The following is a 21092-nucleotide window of genomic DNA, read 5'->3' on the forward strand; positions in this document are numbered from 1 at the left end:
GCTCTCCGGGCACGCCCTGCGGGACCGGACGGAGTCGTCCGTCGAGGACGAGCGCGTGTGCCCCGCGGATCGGACCACCGATCACGACGGATTCACCCGTGGCGATCGCGGACGTGTTGGTCATGACCGTGGCTTCGGTCGGACCGTAGGCGTTGAAGAACCGGCGGGTACCGGCGGAATCGGTGCCGGACCAGCGGGAAACGAGTTCGGCGCCGACGGCTTCACCACCGGCGATGATCGACTGGAGGCTGTCCACGTCGCTCGGGTCGACCGACGCGAGCGCGGCCGGCGTGATGATCGCGTGCGTGACGCCTTCGTAGCGGATGAGGTCCGCAAGCTCGGCGCCACCGAACACGTCAGGCGGCGAGACCACGAGAGTGGCACCGGCGCCGGACGCCATGAGCAGTTCCATGATCGAGGCGTCGAACGACGGCGACGCGACCTGCAGGACGCGCGAGTCCTTCGTGATCCCGTAGGTGTCGCGCATCTCGAGGGCAAGGTTCGCGATACCGATGTGGGTGACGACGACGCCCTTCGGCAGACCCGTCGAACCCGAGGTGTAGATGACGTACGCCGGGTTCTCCGGCGCGATCGGCTCATTGCGGTCCGCGTCGGTCAGCGCGGCGCTGTCGAGGTCGGCCAGCTCGTCCGTGGCGAGCACCCAGTCGATGTCGTCCGGTAGCTGACCAGCCACTGCCTCCACGGTGACACCGAGGGTGACCCCGGAATCGCGCAGCATGTGCAGGATGCGGTCGGCCGGGTAGTTCGGGTCGACCGGCACGAACGCGGCACCGGTCTTGGCGACCGCCCACCACGCGCGAACCGATTCGTAGGACCGCGGGACCGAGATCGCGACGATCGTCTCCGGGCCTGCGCCCTTTGCGATGAGGTGCCGCGCGAGGCGGTTGGAGTCCGCGTCGAGAACCGAGAACGGAATCTCGCGTTCGTCGAAGACAACTCCGATGCCGTCCGGGTTGATCGCCACGGCGTCGGCGAGCAGCTCGGGAAGCATGCGGATCGGCTCAGCGTGCGCACCGATGCGGGCCGTCAGGTCAGCGAATTCGGCCGGCTCGAGGATGTCGATCTCGCCGACGGACTGCGCGGCGTCGCGCGTGATGGCATCGAGCAGTCGGACCCAGCGGGTCGCGAACGTGGCGACCGTCGACTCATCGAAGAGGTCAACGGCGTACGTGAGTTCGGCCGAGATTCCGGCCGCTGCCCCAGCGGTGCCGACCGGGCGCTCGGACAGCATGAACTGCAGGTCGAAGTTCGCGATGTCGACCTTGATCTCGGTGGCGCTGACCTCGAGATCGCCGAGCGACATCGAGGTTTCCGGCTGCTTCTGCAGCGACAGCGTCACCTGGAACAGCGGCGAACGAGCCTGCGAGCGAACCGGATTGAGCACTTCGACGAGCCGCTCGAACGGCACCGCGGAATGTGCGAAGGCCGCGAGGTCCGCGTCGCGCGTGCGTGCGAGCAGGTCGGCGAAGCTCTCGCCCGGCTCGATCTCGGTGCGCAGCACGAGCGTGTTGACGAACATACCGATGAGCTGGTCGAGCGCTTCCTCACCACGGCCCGCGATCGGCGTACCGATGGCGATGTCCTCGGTCGCGCTCATCCGCGACAGCAGCACCGCGAGAGCGCTGTGCAGCAGCATGAACAGCGTGACACCGTTCGCGCGGGCGAGAGCCTGCAGGCGACCGTGGAGGTCGGCGTCGATCTCGAACGGCAGACGTGCACCACGGAACGACTGGCGGTTCGGACGCGGCCGGTCCGACGGAAGGTCGAGCTGGTCCGGCAGCCCGTCGAGCGTCTTCTTCCAGAATTCGATCTCGCGCGATATCAGCGAGTCCGCATTGGTCTCGGCGCCGAGCAGGTCGAGCTGCCAGACCGTGTAGTCCTGGTACTGCACCGGCAGCGGCGCCCAACCCGGCGCTTCGCCGGCGGCGCGCGCCATATAGGCGACGGCGACGTCCGTGGCCAGCGGTGTGAACGAGAAGCCGTCCGCAGCGATGTGGTGGACGACCATCGCGACGGCGTAGTCGTTGTCGGCGAGGCGGAAGATTCGGGCCCGAATCGGCAGTTCCTGCGAGACGTCGAAACCGTTGGAGGCGAAGTCACGCAGCTGATCGACGAGCGACTGCTCGCTCGACGGCACCGGATCCAGGTCGAGGTTGACGTCGCCCATGGGCACGACGTGCTGGTAGCCGCTGTCCCCCGAGACCGGGTAGATCGTGCGCAGCGACTCATGCCGGGACACCACATCGCGCAGCGCCGCAGCCATGGCCGCCGGGTCGACGTTGCCGGTCAACCGCAGGACGAAGGGCAGGTTGTAGGCCGGAACCGTGGGGTCGAACTGGTTGATGAACCACATTCGCTGCTGCGCCGACGACAGCGGCACATGCCCCCGGCGCTTGCGTGCAACGAGTGGCGGGCGCGGGGCAGCCGACTTCTCAGCGGCCGCGCGGGCCGCCATCCCGGCGACAGTCGGCGACTCGAACAGAACTCGCACACCGATCTGCGTGCCGAAGGCAGCGCCGATGCGACTCACGACCTGCGTCGCGACGAGCGAGTTACCGCCGAGGTCGAAGAAGTTGCCGTCGATGCCGACGAGCGGGACGCCGAGCACGTCCGCGTAGATCGACGCGACGATCTCCTCCGCGGGGTTCCGCGGTTCCCGGTAGTTGTCGGTGTCGACGGTGAACTCGGGCTGCGGCAGCGCCTTGCGGTCGAGCTTTCCGCTGGGGTTGAGCGGGAAGGCGTCGAGGACCATGACCGAGCCCGGGATCATGTACGACGGCAGCGAGTGGGCCAGAGAACGGGCCACGGACACCGGGTCCGGACTATCGCCGACGACATAGGCGACGAGCTGCTGACCGGTCGCCATCTCGACGACGAGAACGGCGGCCTGGTTGATGTTCTCCAGCGCGAGCAGCGCGGACTCGATTTCACCGAGCTCGATGCGCTGGCCGCGGAACTTCACCTGGAAGTCGAGTCGACCGTAGTACTCGATAGCTCCAGCGGCGTTCCACCGCACGAGGTCGCCGGTGCGGTACATCTTCGAACCCGCGGGACCGTACGGGTTCGCCACGAAGCGTTCGGCACTCAGGTCCGGGCGACCGACATACCCGCGCGCGAGCTGGACGCCCGCGAGGTAGAGCTCACCCGGGGTGCCGATCGGCGCGGGCCGCAGGTGGGTGTCGAGGACGTAGACCTGCACGTTCCATTCGGGCACACCGATCGGAACGGTCGTCTTGTCCGCGATGGAGGTCTGCCAGTAGGTGACGGTGACGGCCGCTTCGGTCGGTCCGTAGAGGTTGTGCAGACCGGCCGCACTGATCGCGCGGAACGCCGCAGCGGTCTCCGGCGGGAACGCCTCACCGACGACGAAGACGTCGCGTAGGGACCCGATCTGATCGGCGGTCACCTGGTTGGCGAACACCGTCAGCATCGACGGCACGAAGTCCGTCAGCGTGACGCGTTCGCGCTCGATGACCGACGCGACATACGCCGGGTCGCGGTGTCCGTCATGCGTCGACACCACGAGCTTGGCGCCCGCGAGGATCGGCATGAACCAACCCCACAGCGAGACGTCGAACGTCGTCGCCGTCTTCTGCAGGTAGACGTCGTTTTCGTCGAGCCGGTATTCCTGGTTCATCCAGAGGGTCTGGTTGACGATCGACTGGTGCTGGACCGCGACACCCTTGGGTCGACCGGTCGAGCCGGACGTGTAGATGACGTATGCCGTGTTCGTCGGCCGCGGCGCGATGAACTCGGCGGTCAGACTCAAGTCGCCGGATTCGAACTCGTCGACGTAGATGCGCTCGACGTCGTCGGTGAGATCGAGCTCGTCGCGTGCCGTGGTGAGCACACAGACCGGGTTCGAGGACTCAAGGATGTAACCCGTGCGCTCGGCCGGGTGATCGGGATCGATCGGGACGTACGCACCACCGGCGCGCAGGACGGCGTAGATGGCGACGACGAGTTCGACCGATCGCCGGATGCCGACGGCGACGAACGCCTCGGGGCCGACACCCATTCCAGCGAGGTGGCGAGCCAGCCGCTCGACGCGGGCGTCGAGTTCCGCGTACGTGAGTTCGGTGCCCTCGTAATTGAGGGCGATGCGGTCCGCATTGCGAATGAAGGATTCCTTCATCAGCGCAGTCAGCGTCGTGGCCGGAACCTCGTGAGCCGTCTGGTTCCAGGCGACGAGTGCACGCTCGGCCTCGTCCTCGCCGACGATCGGAATCCGCCACACGAGCTCATCGGCGGGCGCCGCCAGGAATCGGGTGAAGAACTCGAGGAAGCGGCGGTGGTGTGCCTTGGCCTCGTCGGCCGTGTAGAGATTGGGGTTCGTCTCGAAGTCGATGTGGGTCTTGGTGCCACCCCCCGACTTGTAGAGGTTGACGCCGAGGTCTTCGACGCTTCCGGTCGAGAGCACGTGATAGTTGCCGACGACGTCACCGAACGTGATGGTGTCGTTGAACAGCATGATGTTGACCCACGGGCCGAAGAACTCTTTGGCGTTGTTGGTCTCCGACGAGCTGTCGCGACGGATGTCCTCGTGGCGGTAGCGCTGGTGGCGCAGGGCGCCGGTGACCTCAAGGGCCACGTTGGCCAGCAGGTCGCCGACCGTCGTGTCGGCCTCGACGCGGAAACGCAACGGCACGATGTTCGACACCATGCCGGCGCTACGACGCATCAGTGCATTGACACGCGCGGTGACGGGAAGGCTGAGGATGACGTCAGTGGTGTCGGTGGTCTGCGCGAGGTAGGCGGCGAACGCGGCGAGCAGCAGGCCCGCGTCACTGTTCGCATGACGCGCGACCGCGTCGTCCATGAGCGCGAACTGCGCCTCCGAGAGCTGCCCACTGGCGAGGCCGTTCAGGGCGGCCGGCGGAGCGCTGCGGCCGGTGAGGCTTGTACCTTGTTCGAGGCCCGCCACGCGCTCGGCCCAGTGTTCCTTGTCGAGCGCGAACCGCGAACTGTCGCGGTAGCTGATCTCGTCCTCGACCATCTTCTGGAGCGAGACCGACTTGACCGACTTGGCCTCGGTCCCGGAGACCATTGCCGTGTAGTGCTCGGCGATCCGGTTGAGGTAGTTCATGGCGCCGAAGCCGTCGAGCACGATGTGGTGGACGCGCGAGTACCACCAGAACCGCTGATCGTCGGTCTGCAGGAGGGCCGCGAACGTCAGGCGGTCCTTGAGCAGGTCGACCGGACGGCTGTAGTCCTCGCGCATCCATTCGCGGGCCGCGGCTTCCGGGTCCGGTGCGTTCCGAAGATCGATGAAGGTCAGGACACGAGGTGCCGAAAAATCGACGACCTGCATCGGCTGGCCGTTGACCTCGACGACGCGCACGAAGTAGGACTGCAGTTCCTCGGCCGCCGCGTCACCCGCGTCTTGCAGGACGTCGAGGTCGATCGGTCCGTTGAACTCGATGCAGTTGGCGATGTTGACGGGGACCTGAGGGTCGACGTGCTGCGCGTACCAGATACCCAGCTGGGCAGGTGAAAGCGGAAACGGTTCCGAGGTGGGGGCGGCAGGTTGAGTCCGGTCGTAATGAACCTCGTCGTACAAGGCCTACTGTCCTTCCCGGCCCGCGAGGGACCCCAAACGCGCGCAACGCAAGATTGCCAACTTCCTATTCAATCGCCATCAGGCTCTGTTCCGGGTGAACCGGGGACGCGCCCGCGTGTTTGACACGCAGCGCGAACGGGGTACCTGCAGACCTGATGGCGACGCAGGCAGCACGGGGTACTTGGACTGGGAGAGAAACGAATTGAAGAAACCGCATTCCAGCTTGCTCGATGAGTACCCACTTGACCGCTTCAGAGTCTACGCGCCCTCACCGACAGGTCCGTCCTCGGCGGAAGTTGGTAACAACCACGTTGACTCGCTGCGATGTTTGAAATGCGAACTAGAGTGGGTTCCCAAACCGTCCGTCAATCAGGGGACAGATCAACGTTGATCATTGACAGTGCGCAGCGGGACCTCCGCAAGTACACCGAGTGTTATGACGTCATAACTGACATTCGCATGCTCCGCTGGTCTCCTGAACCCATCGCCATCCGGTATGGAAAGGCGTTCCGCCTTCTCTTTCGCGCGCAGTTCCTCTCTCATTACTGGGGGTATCCGCCGAAGTGGCGGCTTCTCGCTCGTCGCCTCAGTGGCGGGCCTCGTGTGTTGCCGGACTTCGCCTGCGTGGGCTCGATCAAGAGCGGCACGAGCGACCTCGCGACCAACCTCTTCGCCCACCCGAGCATCGTGCCGCCGTTCTCGAAGGAGATCTTCAACGACAAGGTCGAGTCGTGGCGTGCGTACTACCCCACCGTCGAGGAGATGGCGTCGACGCGGGACGCGAGCGGTGCTGCCCGTACCGGTTACTTCACGCCATGGCTCTCGCATCGACCACTGTCGGCCAAGTTCCACGCAGCCGTGCCGGAGGGCAAGGCGATCCTGGTGCTGCGCGACCCGGTGAACCGCGCGTACTCCCACTACAAGTGGGAGATCATGTTCGGCGGACCGGCGCTCCTGCGTCAGCCGCACTTCGCGTCGTACTCCGCCTTCGTAGACCGCGCTCTCGCCGACTACCCGAAGCCGGCCCCGACGATCTGCGGCGAGCCCTTCCTGCAATGCGGGCTGTACGCCGACCTCGTCGAACCATGGCTCAACGAACTCGGGCGGGACAACGTTCTGATCCTGGCCGCCGAGGACTACTTCCGGAAGCCCGCCGAAACGCTCGACTCCGTCTACGCGTTCCTTGGACTCGAGTCCATCCCCTACGTGCGGGGACCGAAGCTCAACGAGAACCCCGTTGAGGCACCGGCCGAGGATGAAGCCTCGCGGGCTCGCCTCGTCGACTTCTACGCCCCGCACAACGCCAAGCTGTACGAGTTGCTCGGTCGGGATTTGGGCTGGGGTTAGCCCGCGTCCCAAATCTGCACCTCTACCAGCCAGAGCCAAACCCAATAGCGGTCTGTTTGGGGTGTGGCCGGACGACACGGGTGCAGATTCGAGACCCCGGGATCCGGGGTTCACGCCCGCGGCCCGTCGTTGGCAAGAGTGGACGTGTGCCCGAGCTGTTTCGCCGCAAAGACATCCTCGCCAGGGGCTTCACCGATTCGGAGATCCGGACGAATCGAAACGCTGATCAGTGGTCCCGTCTAGCCGCAGGCGTGTACGCCGAATCGTCGAAACTCGCCGACCTGTCCGACGTCGAGCGGCATCGACTGGCCGTCATTGCGCGTACCGCACGATTAAGCGAACAAGCGGTCGTGAGCCACCAATCCGCGGCGGTGATGCTCGGCGCGACGCTGTGGAACACCGATCTTCGTACGATTCACGTAACGCGCAATCGGCAGAGCGGTGGGCGAATCAAGTCCGGCCTGATAGTCCACAACGCAGCCATCGACCAGGGTGTTTCCGTCGACGGAGTCCTTGTCACGACGCCGGCTCGCACCATCGTGGACCTGGCGCGCACGCTGCCGTTGGGCAGCGCCCTTGTCTGTGGAGACAACCTGGCGCGCACGTACGGCGTGAGCCGCAGCGACCTGATCGCTGAAGTCGACGCTGCGAAAGGATGCAAAGGCGCCGCGGCCGCGCGACGAGCAATCACTCTCATCGAACCGCGCGCCGAGAGCGCGGGCGAGTCACTGAGCCGCGAGCAGTTTCACCTGCTCGACGATCTGCCGGACTCGCAAGGCGATGTGTTCGACGAGCACGGAAGGTTCGTCGGTCGGTGCGACTTCTACGACGACGCCTGGATCGGCGAGTTCGACGGCAAGACCAAGTACACGAAGTATGCAAAGCCGGGTCAATCGGTTGCGGACGTCGTCATCGCCGAGAAGCGCCGAGAAGACGCCTTCCGCGATCTCGGCTTCCGCGTGAGCAGGTGGGTGTGGGACGACATCGGTGACTCACGAGCGATGGCCCTGGTCATGGAATCTCGGCGCCGGAGTCGACTGGCTACCCCACCGCGTGGGTACATCAGGCCGGCGCGACTCCCCGCCCCCGCCACGAACATGCACGCGATCCACCTGGATGCAGCCCAGCCTGCACGCCGGGAGGGGTGTATCTGACGAAATACCGTGCGTCTGGCTCGCTAACGTGCGCGCGCAGGGTCGTAGAGATGCGACTGCGCGCAGCCCTCGACGCCCAATGCCCGCCCCACGATGATCACCGCGGCCTGCTTGAGGCCAGCGCTCTCCACCTGCTCGGCAATCGTCGTGAGCGTCGCGCGGAGGACGAGTTCCTCGGGCTGAGACGCGCGGTACACGACGGCGACTGGGCAGTCGGCGCCGTAGTGCGGAACGAGCTGCGCCGCGAGCGCACCGATCCGCGTGATCGCCAAGTGGAGAACCAGCGTCGCTTTCGTCCGTGCGAAGTTCTCGAGGTCCTCGCTGTCCGGCATGACCGTCGACCGGGCTTGCGTACGAGTCAGAACGACCGACTGCGCCAGCTCGGGCACGGTCAGCTCCGAACCCAGGATCGCCGCAGCCGCGGCATACGCCGGCACACCCGGCGTGATGTCCCACGCGACGCCGGCAGCGTCGAGGCGCTTGATCTGCTCGGTGACAGCTGAGTAGAGGGACGGGTCGCCGGAGCACAGCCGGGCCACGTCCTTCCCTTCGGCCGTCGCACGGGTCATCACCGCGACGATCTGATCGAGATCGAGGTTCTGGGTGTCGACGAGCTCGCACGCGGGAGAGCAATGGCCGAGAACGGCATCATCGAGGTAGGTGCCCGCATAGAGGCACACGCCCGCGCGTTGCAGCAGCGCTACGGCCCGCAACGTCAGCAGATCGGCGGCGCCGGGTCCGGCGCCGATGAAGTGAACAGTCATCACCGCTAGTGTGCCGGACGCCTCGCGTCACACCCCGGCGCGGGCCACCATTCGCTGGGCCTGCCGCAGGACCGGCTCGTCGACCATCTTTCCGTCGAACGTGAACACGCCGCCCTGGCCCTCGCCGGCCGCGAGCACACCGCGGGCCCAGGCGAGCTGAGCATCGTCCGGCCGGAACGCGGTCCGGACCGGTTCGACTTGGTTGGGGTGGATCACGGCCTTACCGTCGTAGCCCATGGCTGCCGCCTCGGCCGCCTCCGTTTCGATCCCGTCCAGGTCGGGGATGTCGGCGAACACCGCATCAATCGCGAAATGGCCCAGAGCTTTCGCAGACATCAGCGCGGTCGTGCGTACGTGCCGCGCGGTGTCGAGGTAGGTGCCATCCGGCCTCCGACTCGAGGTACCGCCGAGGCTGGCCGCGAGGTCCTCACAGCCCCACGTCACGCCGATGACGTTCGCGTGCCGCAGCATCTCGCCCACCGACAGTGCCCCGCGGACCGTCTCGATCATCGGAATCACCGACAACAGCCGGGTGTCGATGACCTCCCGTTCCGACTCGCATTTGGCCAGCAGAACCGTCCGGAACGGCGACGCTACCAGCGCCTTCATGTCGGCGACCCAGTCGTCGGTGCCCGCACGGTTGATCCGCACAGCCGTCCGTGCCGGATCGAGCGTGCTGCCGACGAGCGCTTCGCGGGCGGCCGCCTTATTCTCCGGCGCGACGGCGTCCTCGAGATCGAGGATCACCACGTCCGCTCGCTCGGCGGCCTTCGCGTACCGCTCCGGCCGATCCGCCGGACAGAACAGCCAGGCCGGGCCTGCGGGCGTCCACGTCATACGGTGAAAACTAGTCCAGCAGACCCAGTTCCGCGAGAAGTTGAACCGTCGCGACCAGAGCCGCCCGACGCGGGAAGGGATGGTGGAGATTCGGCGAACCCAATCGGTGCGACATCGGGAACGGACCCAGGGCCAAGTCCCAATGATGGGCGCGCAGGACCGCGAGCGTCGTGCCCATCGGCGACGTGACCTGCGCATGGTCGACCGCGACCTGCATGTCGTTCGGACCGACGGCCTTTCCGATTTCGATCGATCCCTGCATCTGGAAGTACGGCACTTCGAGCGGACCTGCTTGGCCCGCGATGTTGAAGATCGGGATGTCGAGTTCATCGATCGTGGCGCCGTGCTCGTCGAGGAATCGCGCGCGCTCGGCCGTGGTGAGGTCGCGAACGGCCGCCCGCAGATCCCACTCGTCGGGCCGCTCGATCATCCCGTCCATCTGAGCTATCGGCAACAGCATCTTCAGCACATTGATCACGACGTCGCTGCCGACAATCGAGCCGAGTTCGAGGTCCTTGATGAGGTCGTAGACGCCGTCCGCCGACGGGCTGCCGCCCACCGCACCGGCCCAGCTCACGAGCGCACGGACCCGATTCGCCAACTCCGGCTGATGGGCCAACAGCGTGAGCGCGTCGGCGCTGCCCTTCGAATACCCGACCATGACGACGCTGTCGCTGCCGGTCGAGTCGAAGGCGGCTTGCAGATCGGCGATGTTGGCTTCGCAGCCACGCGCCGGATGCGCATCCGCCCGCACGACCTCCGCGCCGTACCCCTCGGCGACTTCCTCGAGGTCCTCGAGGCCGGAAACCGGGATCGCCCGGTGCACGAACCCAGGGCAGAACATGAAGGTCGCCGGATCAAGGCCTGCGGCGCGACGTGAACTCGCGTCCAGCGCAGAAACAGCAGGTTCCGGCAGGTCGAGCTGCCAGTCCTCGACGTCCTGGGCAAGGAAGCGCTCCGCGAGCCGCCGCTTGACCGGGCGACCATCGAATCCGAAGGGCTTGCTGCTCTCCTTGACCGCACGTTCGTCCTTGGCGGCTTCGTCGAGGAAGAGAAAGCGCCAGCGCTGTCCGCACCATTTTTTGACCTCGGGATCGGCGAGTACCCGTCGATCTGTTGAGATCTGTTCGCGAAGCGTCGCGATCAGTCCGTCGTAATCCTGGCGGGCGAGATGGTCCGCAATGTCGTTCACTGTTCCTCCTGCCATCGACGCTATCGGCGACGGCGGGTGCTGAGGCAGTGCCCGAGCGTGCTGATATCGGGCCCGGAATTGTGCCGGCGAACATTGCAAAGGCCCGCCGACGCGAACGCCGACGGGCCCTTGGAGACCAGGGTCAGTCCTTTTGCGGCTTGGTCAGCGCACCGAGCAACTTCGATCCCAGTGTGGCGGCGACGCCACCGACCTTCTGCGCCATCGCCACGCTTTCCCCGATGAACTTGCTCGGATCTGCGGCGATCTCCTGGGCCTTCTTGAGCAGTTCCTCAGGCGCGTTCATCGGGATCGTGACCCCGGCGAGCTCGGCCTGCTTCTGCAGCCCGTTGAACAGGGCGAGCCCCGTGTCCCAGGCGCCGGTGAGGTCGGCCGCCTGCAGGAGGCCGGGTGCGATCGACTCGACGTTGAGAAGCGAAATCTGCTGACTCAACAATTCGATCGTGCTCGCTGAGGCGCCTTGCGCGACCTTCAGCAGGCTCGCCAGGACTTCCTGCTGGCCGGCTTCGTCGAGGTTCGAACCCAGCAGGTCGTCCTCAGCGTTCGCGGCGATGACATCGGTGACCTTGGTGCGCGCTTCGGCAGGCATTTCGGCGGCGATGTTGAGCATCGCCGGCAAGTGCCCGCCCTCAGACGCCTGAACGAGTGCCGACTTCATCTCGTCGGAGTCTAGCGCCGCGGCCGCCGCCGTCACCCGGGCCCGGGCGGCCGCCGGCATGAGGTCGACGAGCGGCAGCAGTTGCGGCATGCGCCCGATCCGCACAGTGGCGCGGACCGCGGCGTCGATCTGCGGTCCCGGGAGGGAACTGATCGCGTCGGCGTAGGCGCGCTGCACGGTGGGCGACGCGTAGGCCGACAGATGCAGAGCACCAGCCAGCGTGTTATCGCCGGTCAATGCCGCCGCAACGACCTCCTTGCGGTGAGTTGTCGCTACTCCGGCGATGTACTTCGCGGACTCCCCGGGCAGGTACGCCCCGAGTGAGAGGAGTCCCACCCAGTCCTGGCTGTCGTGGGCGGCCTGCGTCAACGCCGTCAGGACCTCGGGGTCCTGGAGTTCCTTGACCCGCCCGAATCGCTGCAGGGCTGACTTGCTCATGCTCGCGGTCATCGGAAGGAACAGCCCGTAGAGGTGCTCCTTGTGGGCCGCCCGGACCAGAGAACCGAGAATCGTGTCGGGCATTTGGGCCGCCATATCGGCCAACCGAACCCGCAGCTCAGGCTTGATCTCGGTGAACAGATTCAGCGCATGAGACCACATTCCGTGCTCGGACGCGGCGAAGAACACGCTCGGGATGCGCCCCCAGATCAGCGGAATGATGTCGTTGAGCTTCTCCTTGTTCTCGGCGTAGGTCGCAATCTTCAAGAGCGACACGTCGTCGAGGACCGGCAGGGTCGCCTCGAGAATTTCCGGCGTCACAAAGTCGACGAACTGCCCAATGGTGATCGTCTCGTCCATCGCGACGAGTGCGGGCGCCAGCTGAGCGGTCAGTTCCGGGGAGATCTTCGCGGCGATTCCACCGATCTTCCGGGGGTCCACGTGCGGCGAACATGCCGTGAGGTAGTCGAGCGGCAGCTTCGACATCAGCTTGACCGACTTGTCCTCGTCCACGAGTCCGGCCATTGCCGCGGCGAGTTTGGGCTCGAAGTACATCGGCGCGAGTTTGGCGATGATCGGCACGGGGACGAGCTTCGAGGCCGCCGCGAGGTTCTTGAGCTTGCCCTCGTTGTAGGCGAACAGCTGGTCGATGACCTGGTAGCGGAACGCCCGCAGGTCCTTGGCGCCGACGACCGCGAGGTGTTCGAGCTTGCTCACCGGCAGCCCGGTCACGCGCGCCAGCTTCGCGAGCTCGGCGGAGATATCGACGATCTCGCTCACTTTGTCGAACCTCCGACGATCGCACGAACGGGCGCCCGCAGCATCAAGGGCAGAGCGCTGATCGAAGCCTCGGTCGATTCGTCGATCGCCGCGCCCTGGGTCCGCTTGATGTCTCGCAGGGCCACGGCGAGGTCCTTGATCTGTTCGATTGACAGCTTTGCGAAACCGTCCGGTGGCGTGGCACCGAGTTCGGCCGCGAGGTCCTTCATCGCACTACTGACCATGAAACATCTCCGATTCGAAAACTCCGCCTGAACAGGCGGACTGGCTCGAATCGGACCCTAGTCGGCAACCAAGATCGACATAGGGTTTTCCCGACACGACAACCGAATCCTGTAGACCGCTCCTAACAGGTTCGGGTGCACCCTCAACGGTTAAGATAATGGCGATTAACCGAGTTGTCCGTGTCGAGAGGTGACGAGTGACCAGCGCGCCGACTCGCCGCGAACAACTCAAGGCTGATCGCCGAGCTCAACTCCTGCGCGAAGGCGCTCGCCTCATCGCCGAACGCGGCTTCAACGGAACCCGGATGGAAGACCTCGGCGCGGCCGTCGGAATCAGCGGTCCAGCCCTCTATCGCCACTTCCCGAACAAGGAAGCGCTGCTCGTCGAGCTGCTCGAAGGATTCAGCAACAGCCTGCTCGCGGGCGCCACCTCGGTCGTCGCCGCCGACGCACCCGCGGACGCGCTCGGTCACCTCATCGACTTTCACCTGGAGTTCGCGCTCGGCGATCGGGACATCATCCGCATCCAGGACCGCGAGCTCGAGACGATGCCCGTCGAGGCTCGAACAAAGGTGCGCCGGACTCAGCGCCAGTATGTCGAACTCTGGGTCGGTGTCCTATGCGCCCTCAACCCGGAGTTGTCCGAAGCGGACGCCCGCACGCGCGCGCACGCTGCGTTCGGCCTCCTCAACTCGACGCCACACAGTGCGAAATCCGCGCCCCAGAACGCCCGGGCGACGCTGCGGGCGATGGCCCTGGCCGCGCTGTCTGCCTAGCGAGCCGATGCTTGCAGATACTGCCGGTCGATAGCCGACCTGGCGGCCGGTGAGTTCGCGAGGTACGCAACAGCCTGGCTGGTCGAGCCGTACTTCGACGGGTGGTACTTCGGCATCAGGTAGCCGGGGGCCATCTTCACGATCTCCCACACGGTCGGCAGGATGCCTTTTCGGGAAGCACGCCAGAATGTCAGCGGATCCAGCGAGGCGTTTCCTTGCACGACCGGGTCGTTCTTCAGCAGATAGCGCGTACCGACGATGATCCAGACCCAAACCAGCGCCGGCAGAACCAGGCCGTAGGGAACGACCCGGCGGACGTAACCACCGTCGAGATGCTGATAGAGGTCGTAAGCAACGCTGCGGTGTTCCACTTCCTCGGCACCGTGCCAACGCAAAAGGTCGAGCATGACGGGGTCGGCCCCGGCCGCATCGAGACTCTTCGCATTGAGCACCCACTGCCCGAGGAACGCGGTGATGTGCTCGATCGCGGAGGTGAGCGAGGCTTGCAAAACCATGAGCTCGTAGCGGGCTCGGCCGCTCAGCCCGCGGTTGCTGTACAGCAGCTTGACCAGCCACGCCATCTGCTCGGCAAACGGACCGGGATCAAGCCCCTGAGCCTTCAGGCGCTCGAGCGCATCCGCGTGCCCCTTGGCATGCTGCGCCTCCTGGCCGATGAAGCCCAGAACGTCTTCCTTGAGCTGCTCGTCCTTGATGTACGGCAATGCCTCGCTGAAGCAGCGGACGAACCACTCTTCGAACTCCGGCAGCATCATGTGCATCACGTTGATCATGTGCGTCGCGACTGGCTCGTTCGGGATCCAGTGCAGCGGCAGCTCATGGAAATCGAACTCGACATCACGCGCATTGAGGGCGATGCGGTCCGGTTCGACAGACTGATGGACGGATTTGGTGGCCACGTTGCCTCCCGGTGGGTATTGCCAATGTCGAGCGAAGTACGGGTGAGCGAACGGGCGCCGCAGCCCTGGTGTCACCACTGTTAGACAGCATGTCAATAGTGGACAATTGGAGAGACTCTGTCAACTGGGTGGACTCTCCTGGGGGACGTGTCGTCCCATTTGCCCAACCCAGATCGACAAACGCTCGACTACGACCGCCCACGCGTCGTGCGTCGTATCGACGACGTCGAAATGCCCTGCGCCTGCCAGTTCCACGAGTTCGACCGCATCGCCAGCAGCTCGGGCAGCCGCCGCATAGGCCCGGCTCACGTCAATCGGAACAAGCGTGTCCTCGTGACCATGAATGAGAAGTTGCGGCACTCCGAGAGGCACCCGGTCGCAAGGCGACGCCAGGTTGTAGCGGTCCGGGACCTGCGTGGCGTTCCCGCCCAGAAGCCACGCGGCCGCACCCTGGTCGCCCATCGCCCCTAGTCGTAACTGGTCTGCCAAACGCAGATCCACCACGCCTGCCAGCGCGATTGCCGCATCTATCGGCACTATGGGCGACGATCCAGGCGCACCCTGGGGAAGATCCCGTCGCGCCGCCAGCCACAGCGCAAGCTGCCCGCCCGCAGAGTGTCCGAGGGCGACGACGGAGGTGAAGTCGTATCCGACCCGCGCGCTTACTTCGGCGAGGGAATCGACCGCCGCCGAAGCATCCTCGAGCGTGCCCGGCCATCCGCCCCCCGGCTCACCGATCCGTCGGTACTCGACATTCAGTACGGCGTAACCACGCTCAACGAGGTCGGGAATGAGCTGATACATCTGCTCGAGCCCATAGGGGTTGCGCCAGAATCCACCGTGAACAAGGACTACGACCGGCCCGGAACCATCCGTCGCTTCGGGAAGAAACAGCTCGGCGAACTGTGACCGTGCTGGACCGTACCGAATTGTCGATCCCCGCATTGGTTCAGCGAACGTTCGGCCGCAGTGCCTCAGCGTTACGCGAGTCGAACACGCCCGCCCACAGCCCTGAGCCGTAGGCAAGGTCGTCGGCGCGCTTGAGAGCGATGTAGCGAACCGGGTCGAGGGTGCCGTTGTTGCGGTAGCGGAACCAGTCGACCGCACCTTCGGCGATCGCGACCGCGACCGCCACCTTGCGGATACGCGGTGAGACGACCATGGCGACCGCGGTCACCGGCCAGTACTGCCGGAACATCGCCGACACCAGCCGCCAGAAACCGAACGCGAATCCCTGCCCGGTGTAGATCGCGGCGACCTTGGTCTTGCCGTCCACATCCGCGAAGACCGTCCGCATCCGCACGACGGCTCCCACGAACGTCAGGAGGGCCGCAAGCCAGCCCACGCGAGTGAGCGAGGCGAGCAGCAGGCCGGCCGCAGCCGTCGACGGCGAGATGGTCACCGGCGACACCATTCCCGGGTGACGCTCACCGAGCCGTGCGGACGCCGCGCCCGCGCGGGCCTTGCGCTGCAACCACTGGCGGACGGATTCCGAACTGTCCTGGTTCACGTGCGCAGCCGGCTCGTAGCGCAGACGCCAGCCCGCGCGCTCGAGACGCATGCACACGTCGATGTCCTCGGCGACGTTGATGATCTCGTCGAAGCCACCCTCTTCGAGCAGCGCCTCACGACGCAGCAGCACCGCCGCGCTCGGCACGTACGTCACGACCCCACGAGACTCGATCGCCGATTCGCGACGCCCCAGGTCAAACGCCGTGCGGCCGCTCTCGTAGCGGGACAGCAGGTTCGCATCCGGGTCGAGGCGGAGCATGCGCGGGGCCACGAGGGCAACTGACGGGTCGCTGAAGTGGCTCAGCATGAGCTCGAGCCAGCCGTTCTTCGGCACTACGTCCGCGTCCAAGAATGCGACGAAATCAGTTGTTGCAGCCCGTAATCCGGTGTTCCGAGCGGCGGCGGGGCCACGCGCGATCTCGTGCCGGATCACCGAGACGCGGCAGCGCGCTTCGGCGATGATCCGCGCCGGATCGTCGGATGCATCGTCGACGACGATGACATTGTGGCCGCGCAGAACCGAAAGCAGTCGATTCAATCCGGCCGCATTGTTTCGGACCGGAATGATCACCGTGACATCCCCCATTGACGGGGAGAGTTCCGGACGTGGATTTGCCACGCCCGAATCGAGCAACCGTCGCGCCACGACCGCGGATTTCGGGTCGGAGACCCGGAGATATCCGTCGCCGATCATCGAAGCTGCAGACGGAGTCAGCTTGAGCATTTTCATCGGCATTCCACCGAAGAGAACCTGACCGCCACTGTAGCTACGAACGGCGGGATCGATCCTTACTCCAAACCCGTTTGGGAGACGACCCTGGCGCATCAGGCGATCGTATTCAACTTCGTCTGAAGCGTCGGCAGTTGCAGAAAATTGGCCTCGTTCATTCGCCCAACTCCTCGGCGACCGAAATTTGGAATCACAACCGTCACCCGAATCGACAACAATGCACGCCTTGCACGCTCGTAAAGCCATGCGCGATTCGGCTCGTTCCACTATGGCACGAGCCACCGCGAGGGGGAACCGCCGGGTGAGGACGTCAGAGAGCTCGGAGGCGAGCGCGCGTCGACGCATCCAAATGCTCGGTCGCATAACTGAGCGCCGTGCGGCCCATTTGCTGAGCGTGAGTTTCCAGAAACGAGATCAACGTTTCCGTGCCCACCCGCTTGCCCATATGACGCAATGACCAACCGACGGCTTTCTGAATGAGATCACGTCGATCGGCAAGCAATTGAGACGCCAACGCAAGCGTCACCGATGGGTCTCCCCCATCGCAGAATGCGAATGATGCGATTACCGCAACCCTTCGCTGCCAAAGCTCTTCACGTTCGGCAAGATCAAAAAGCAATTGCGGCGACTGCGTCAAAAGTGAACGCCCGACAATGACCGCGGCCGACGAATCGACGAGATCCCAGTTGTTGATTCGGCCGTGCTCCACGGCGTCCAGATACTCCGAAAGGATGCGCCGCTGGGTTTCCGAATCCCCTCGCCGAAGCGCGATCTCGAATTGACGAACGAGAATCAACACCGCCGCAAGGCGATGCTCATGCACCTCACTGGCGAGCAATGAATCGATCTCGGTCGCGGGCAGATTCGAGAATTTCTTGACCACCGATCGCGTCTGTGGAACTCGCACGCCGAGGAAAACGTCGCCTTCGCCGTACTCCCCCGGACCGGTCTTGAAGTACCGCGCGGCGCCCGCCGCGTAATCCGGGTCCGATAGCGCAGCGAGTGCCGCCTTGACCTCCGCGGCGGTCATCAGCCCAGAATCCGGCCCGGTTCGAACTGGGCAGCCGCATCGGGCAGTGCGCCCGGTACGCCGCTATGGAACACGTCCACCGTTCCGTGCCCGCGTTCGCCCCCGCCGCCGATCTCGTCGATACGCCGCAGAGTCTGCTTCGCGACCGCATTCGCACTGTCGAAGATCTTCACCTTGCCGCCCAGGGCGCGCACGATGCGTTCCTCGACGAGCGGGTAGTGCGTGCACCCCAGCACCACACCTTCGACGTCTGGAGGCGTCAGGGCGGCCGCTGCGGCGATGGCTGCGTCGATCTCTGCCCAGTTGCCGCGATCGATCGCGTCCGCGAGTCCGTGGCACGCGACTCCGGTGACCTCAGCGCCGTTTCCGAACTCCTCGATGAGGTCCGCCTGGTACTGGCTGGCGGTCGTCGTGGCGGTCGCCCAGATGGCGATCTTGGAGCACTCCGCGGCCGCCGGCTTGATGGCCGGCACGGTGCCGATCACTGGGATCTTCGGTCCGAGTTCTTCGCGGACGACGTCGAGCGCGGTCACGCTCGCGGTGTTGCACGGCAGCACCACGACTTTGGCGCCCAATGAAACGGCTTCCCACGCGGTCGACACCACGCGCTTTTGGACCCACTCCGTCGGCTTCGGACCCCACGGGGCACCCTCGGGATCGGTGAAGAGCAGGAGGTCCAGGCCGGGCCGCAGCTTCCGCAACCATGCGGACGTGGTCAACAGGCCGAGTCCGGAGTCGATGAGCGCGACGATCACGACTCGAATTTACCGGTACGGGGTCAGGCTGGTTTGTTGTCTTGGCCGCCGCGCTGCCGTTTGACGGCATTGCGGGCCTTGTATTTGCCGATACTGAAGCCGGTCTCGCGCATCCACTCGCGCCGATTCAGGCCCGTCAGCCAGATCGGGAGACCGGGATTGCTCATCGCCAGGTAGGTGAATCGTCGGACCCAGTCCGCGCGGGACATCGCGGGGAAGTCATCCGGACCGAATTCCTCAGCCAGTTGCTCGGATGCCCTGCCTTGCCCCCGGCCTTGGCGATAGAGACTGCGAAAGGTCGTGCGATACCGGTATGCCACCAATTCCTCGAAGAGGAAGCCGAGCCGATAACCGTTCTTCTGCGCCCGAATCGAGAACTCGACGTCCTGGCTCGCACCGAAGCGCTCGTTCATACCATCGAGTTGGCGGTAGACGTCCGGCCAGACGCCCAGGCTGAAGCCGGCGGCGTGACGGTAGTTCTTGGTCGTGCAATGCAGTTCAATCGGCGGCGGTGGGCGCCAGGGGTAGCCCGAGTTCAATGTCCGCGCTTCGGCGGTACTGCCCACCAGGTCGTAGTCGGGCGCGATGTCGACCAGCCGCTCCAACCAGGTTGGCTTGACGACGTCGTCGGCGTCGCAGAAAGCCAGCAATTCCCCGACCGCATTCTTCGCGCCGACATTCCGCGCGTACGCAGATCCCTTGAGCTGCGACGAATCAACCCACTTCATCGACAGCTTGTCACGGAGCGGATGGTTCGCGATGTGTTCGGACAGACCGTCAGTCGACCCGTTGTCGCTGATGATGACCTCGACTGGGCGGTAAGTCTGTTGATTCAGACCATCGAGCTGCTCGTCGATGGTGTCTCGACAGTTGAACACCGGAATGATCACGGATACGGTCGGGCGCTTCGGCCGAGAAACTTCCTGACGGTTGGGTGTTTTGTCCAAAATCGTCCTCACCTGCGATTTGGGATTGCCACACTTAGTCGGCACTTTTCTCTACCGACAGATTACCGACCTCTTACCCCGTTTTACGAATCCGCACACCTTGGTCCTTACACAAAATGACAAAAGCCCCGGACCCGAGGGTCCAGGGCTTTTGCTCAGAGTGAGTCTAAAGCGACTTACTTGATGATCTTGGTGACACGACCAGCGCCGACCGTACGACCACCCTCACGGATGGCGAAACGGAGGCCCTCGTCCATGGCGACCGGCTGGATGAGCTTGACGGTCATCTCGGTGTTGTCACCAGGCATGACCATCTCGGTGCCCTCAGGCAGGGTCACAACACCGGTCACGTCAGTCGTACGGAAGTAGAACTGCGGACGGTAGTTGTTGAAGAACGGCGTGTGACGGCCACCCTCGTCCTTGCTCAGGATGTAAGCCTGGCCCTCGAACTCCTTGTGCGGAGTCGTGGTGCCCGGCTTGACGATGACCTGACCGCGCTCGACGTCCTCGCGCTTGATACCACGCACGAGCAGACCGACGTTGTCGCCAGCCTGGCCGTTGTCGAGGAGCTTCTTGAACATCTCGATACCGGTGATGGTCGTCTTGACGGCCTTCTCCTTGATACCGACGATCTCAACTTCCTCGTTGAGGTTGATGATGCCGCGCTCGATACGACCGGTGACGACAGTTCCACGACCGGTGATCGTGAAGACGTCCTCAACGGGCATCAGGAACGGACGGTCGGTCTCACGAACCGGCTCCGGGATCGACTCGTCGACTGCGTTCATCAGTTCGACGATCGACTCGGTCCACTGCGGGTCGCCCTCGAGAGCCTTGAGGCCCGAAACGCGAACGACCGGAGCGTCCTCGTCGAACTCCTGCGAAGCGAGGAGCTCACGGACCTCCATCTCGACGAGCTCGAGGATTTCCTCGTCGTCGACCATGTCGGCCTTGTTCAGCGCGACCAGGATGTAAGGAACACCAACCTGGCGAGCGAGCAGGACGTGCTCGCGAGTCTGCGGCATCGGACCGTCGGTGGCGGCAACCACGAGGATTGCGCCGTCCATCTGAGCCGCACCGGTGATCATGTTCTTGATGTAGTCGGCGTGACCCGGGGCGTCAACGTGCGCGTAGTGACGCTTCTCGGTCTGGTACTCGACGTGGGAGATGTTGATCGTGATACCACGAGCCTTCTCCTCAGGCGCCTTGTCGATCTGGTCGAAGGCGAAGCTCTTGTTGAGCGTCGGGTACTTGTCAGCGAGCACCTTGGTGATCGCAGCGGTCAGCGTGGTCTTGCCGTGGTCAACGTGACCGATGGTCCCGATGTTGACGTGCGGCTTCGTCCGCTCGAACTTGGCCTTCGCCACTTTCGTCCTCCCTGGACTTGTTCGTGCCCGCCGGTTGACGGGCGCTTTTGGGGTTTCTCTTTCGG

The 21092-nt window shown here is 64.8% G+C and carries 16 protein-coding genes (1 of these 16 running past the window's edge); 3 read left to right on the forward strand and 13 right to left on the reverse strand.

The window, feature by feature from the left end; all coding sequences use genetic code 11:
- On the reverse strand, window positions 1-5581 hold the 5' portion of the coding sequence (locus tag F600_RS29880; RefSeq protein WP_018163560.1) for a non-ribosomal peptide synthase/polyketide synthase. 41726 nt of this gene lie to the left of the window's left edge; 5581 of the gene's 47307 nt are visible here — the first part of the coding sequence; it begins with the start codon at window positions 5579-5581; its stop codon lies beyond the left edge, outside the window.
- Window positions 5582-5968: 387 nt separating this feature from the next.
- Here F600_RS29880 and F600_RS0125765 point away from each other — a divergent pair, with 387 nt between their 5' ends.
- On the forward strand, window positions 5969-6928 hold the full coding sequence (locus F600_RS0125765; RefSeq protein ID WP_018163561.1) for a sulfotransferase domain-containing protein: 960 nt from the start codon (window positions 5969-5971) through the stop codon (window positions 6926-6928).
- Between the two features lie 146 nt (window positions 6929-7074).
- Window positions 7075-8082, forward strand: coding sequence for a hypothetical protein (locus F600_RS29885; RefSeq protein ID WP_018163562.1), 1008 nt, complete (start codon window positions 7075-7077; stop codon window positions 8080-8082).
- Between the two features lie 23 nt (window positions 8083-8105).
- Here the strand turns inward: F600_RS29885 and cobM are convergent, their stop codons facing one another.
- The 5 genes from cobM to F600_RS0125795 form a co-directional block, all read right to left on the reverse strand.
- Entirely contained in the window at window positions 8106-8846 is a 741-nt protein-coding gene (cobM, locus tag F600_RS0125775) for a precorrin-4 C(11)-methyltransferase (protein WP_018163563.1), read from the reverse strand.
- Window positions 8847-8873: 27 nt separating this feature from the next.
- Entirely contained in the window at window positions 8874-9683 is an 810-nt protein-coding gene (locus F600_RS0125780; protein ID WP_018163564.1) for an HpcH/HpaI aldolase/citrate lyase family protein, read from the reverse strand.
- A 10-nt stretch (window positions 9684-9693) separates the two neighbouring features.
- Complete coding sequence (locus F600_RS0125785) at window positions 9694-10875, reverse strand: hypothetical protein (protein WP_018163565.1); 1182 nt, start codon at window positions 10873-10875, stop codon at window positions 9694-9696.
- 142 nt (window positions 10876-11017) lie between these two features.
- Window positions 11018-12769, reverse strand: a complete 1752-nt coding sequence (locus F600_RS0125790) for a hypothetical protein (protein WP_018163566.1) — start codon at window positions 12767-12769, stop codon at window positions 11018-11020.
- Entirely contained in the window at window positions 12766-12993 is a 228-nt protein-coding gene (locus F600_RS0125795; protein WP_018163567.1) for a hypothetical protein, read from the reverse strand. The genes F600_RS0125790 and F600_RS0125795 overlap by 4 nt, the downstream gene beginning before the upstream one ends.
- 197 nt (window positions 12994-13190) lie before the next feature.
- Between F600_RS0125795 and F600_RS0125800 the strand changes: the two genes are divergently transcribed.
- Window positions 13191-13769, forward strand: a complete 579-nt coding sequence (locus tag F600_RS0125800; protein ID WP_018163568.1) for a TetR/AcrR family transcriptional regulator — start codon at window positions 13191-13193, stop codon at window positions 13767-13769.
- On the opposite strand, the gene F600_RS0125805 is transcribed toward F600_RS0125800, so the two are convergent.
- The 7 genes from F600_RS0125805 to tuf form a co-directional block, all read right to left on the reverse strand.
- Window positions 13766-14686: a metal-dependent hydrolase gene (locus F600_RS0125805; protein WP_018163569.1), complete on the reverse strand. Its 921-nt coding sequence runs from the start codon at window positions 14684-14686 to the stop codon at window positions 13766-13768. The two genes, F600_RS0125800 and F600_RS0125805, sit on opposite strands and share 4 nt — an antisense overlap.
- A 120-nt stretch (window positions 14687-14806) precedes the next feature.
- Window positions 14807-15631, reverse strand: coding sequence for an alpha/beta hydrolase family protein (locus F600_RS29890; RefSeq protein ID WP_018163570.1), 825 nt, complete (start codon window positions 15629-15631; stop codon window positions 14807-14809).
- A gap of 4 nt (window positions 15632-15635) precedes the next feature.
- Window positions 15636-17024: a mycofactocin biosynthesis glycosyltransferase MftF gene (gene mftF / locus F600_RS0125815; protein ID WP_026306962.1), complete on the reverse strand. Its 1389-nt coding sequence runs from the start codon at window positions 17022-17024 to the stop codon at window positions 15636-15638.
- A gap of 214 nt (window positions 17025-17238) precedes the next feature.
- The gene (locus tag F600_RS0125825; RefSeq protein ID WP_018163572.1) at window positions 17239-17958 is read right to left on the reverse strand and encodes a DNA alkylation repair protein; all 720 of its coding nucleotides are present in this window, start codon (window positions 17956-17958) and stop codon (window positions 17239-17241) included.
- On the reverse strand, window positions 17958-18713 hold the full coding sequence (locus F600_RS0125830) for a glutamate racemase (RefSeq protein ID WP_018163573.1): 756 nt from the start codon (window positions 18711-18713) through the stop codon (window positions 17958-17960). Before F600_RS0125830 ends, F600_RS0125825 begins: the two co-directional genes overlap by 1 nt.
- Window positions 18714-18736: 23 nt before the next feature.
- A complete protein-coding gene (locus F600_RS29895; protein WP_162141484.1) occupies window positions 18737-19660 on the reverse strand; it encodes a glycosyltransferase family 2 protein in 924 nt (307 codons plus the stop codon).
- Between the two features lie 176 nt (window positions 19661-19836).
- Window positions 19837-21027, reverse strand: a complete 1191-nt coding sequence (tuf, locus tag F600_RS0125840) for an elongation factor Tu (protein WP_018163575.1) — start codon at window positions 21025-21027, stop codon at window positions 19837-19839.
- Between the last annotated feature and the right edge of the window lie 65 nt (window positions 21028-21092).

It is taken from the genome of Smaragdicoccus niigatensis DSM 44881 = NBRC 103563 (assembly GCF_000380645.1).
In the GTDB taxonomy this organism is placed as follows: Bacteria; Actinomycetota; Actinomycetes; order Mycobacteriales; family Mycobacteriaceae; genus Smaragdicoccus; species Smaragdicoccus niigatensis.

Bases quoted from the DNA above. Each gene is read 5' to 3' on its own strand.
- mftF (WP_026306962.1), bottom strand. From the start codon at position 17,024: ATGCGCCAGGGTCGTCTCCCAAACGGGTTTGGAGTAAGGATCGATCCC.
- cobM (WP_018163563.1), bottom strand. From the start codon at position 8,846: ATGACTGTTCACTTCATCGGCGCCGGACCCGGCGCCGCCGATCTGCTG.
- F600_RS29890 (WP_018163570.1), bottom strand. From the start codon at position 15,631: ATGCGGGGATCGACAATTCGGTACGGTCCAGCACGGTCACAGTTCGCC.
- F600_RS0125825 (WP_018163572.1), bottom strand. From the start codon at position 17,958: ATGACCGCCGCGGAGGTCAAGGCGGCACTCGCTGCGCTATCGGACCCG.
- F600_RS0125795 (WP_018163567.1), bottom strand. From the start codon at position 12,993: ATGGTCAGTAGTGCGATGAAGGACCTCGCGGCCGAACTCGGTGCCACG.
- F600_RS0125780 (WP_018163564.1), bottom strand. From the start codon at position 9,683: ATGACGTGGACGCCCGCAGGCCCGGCCTGGCTGTTCTGTCCGGCGGAT.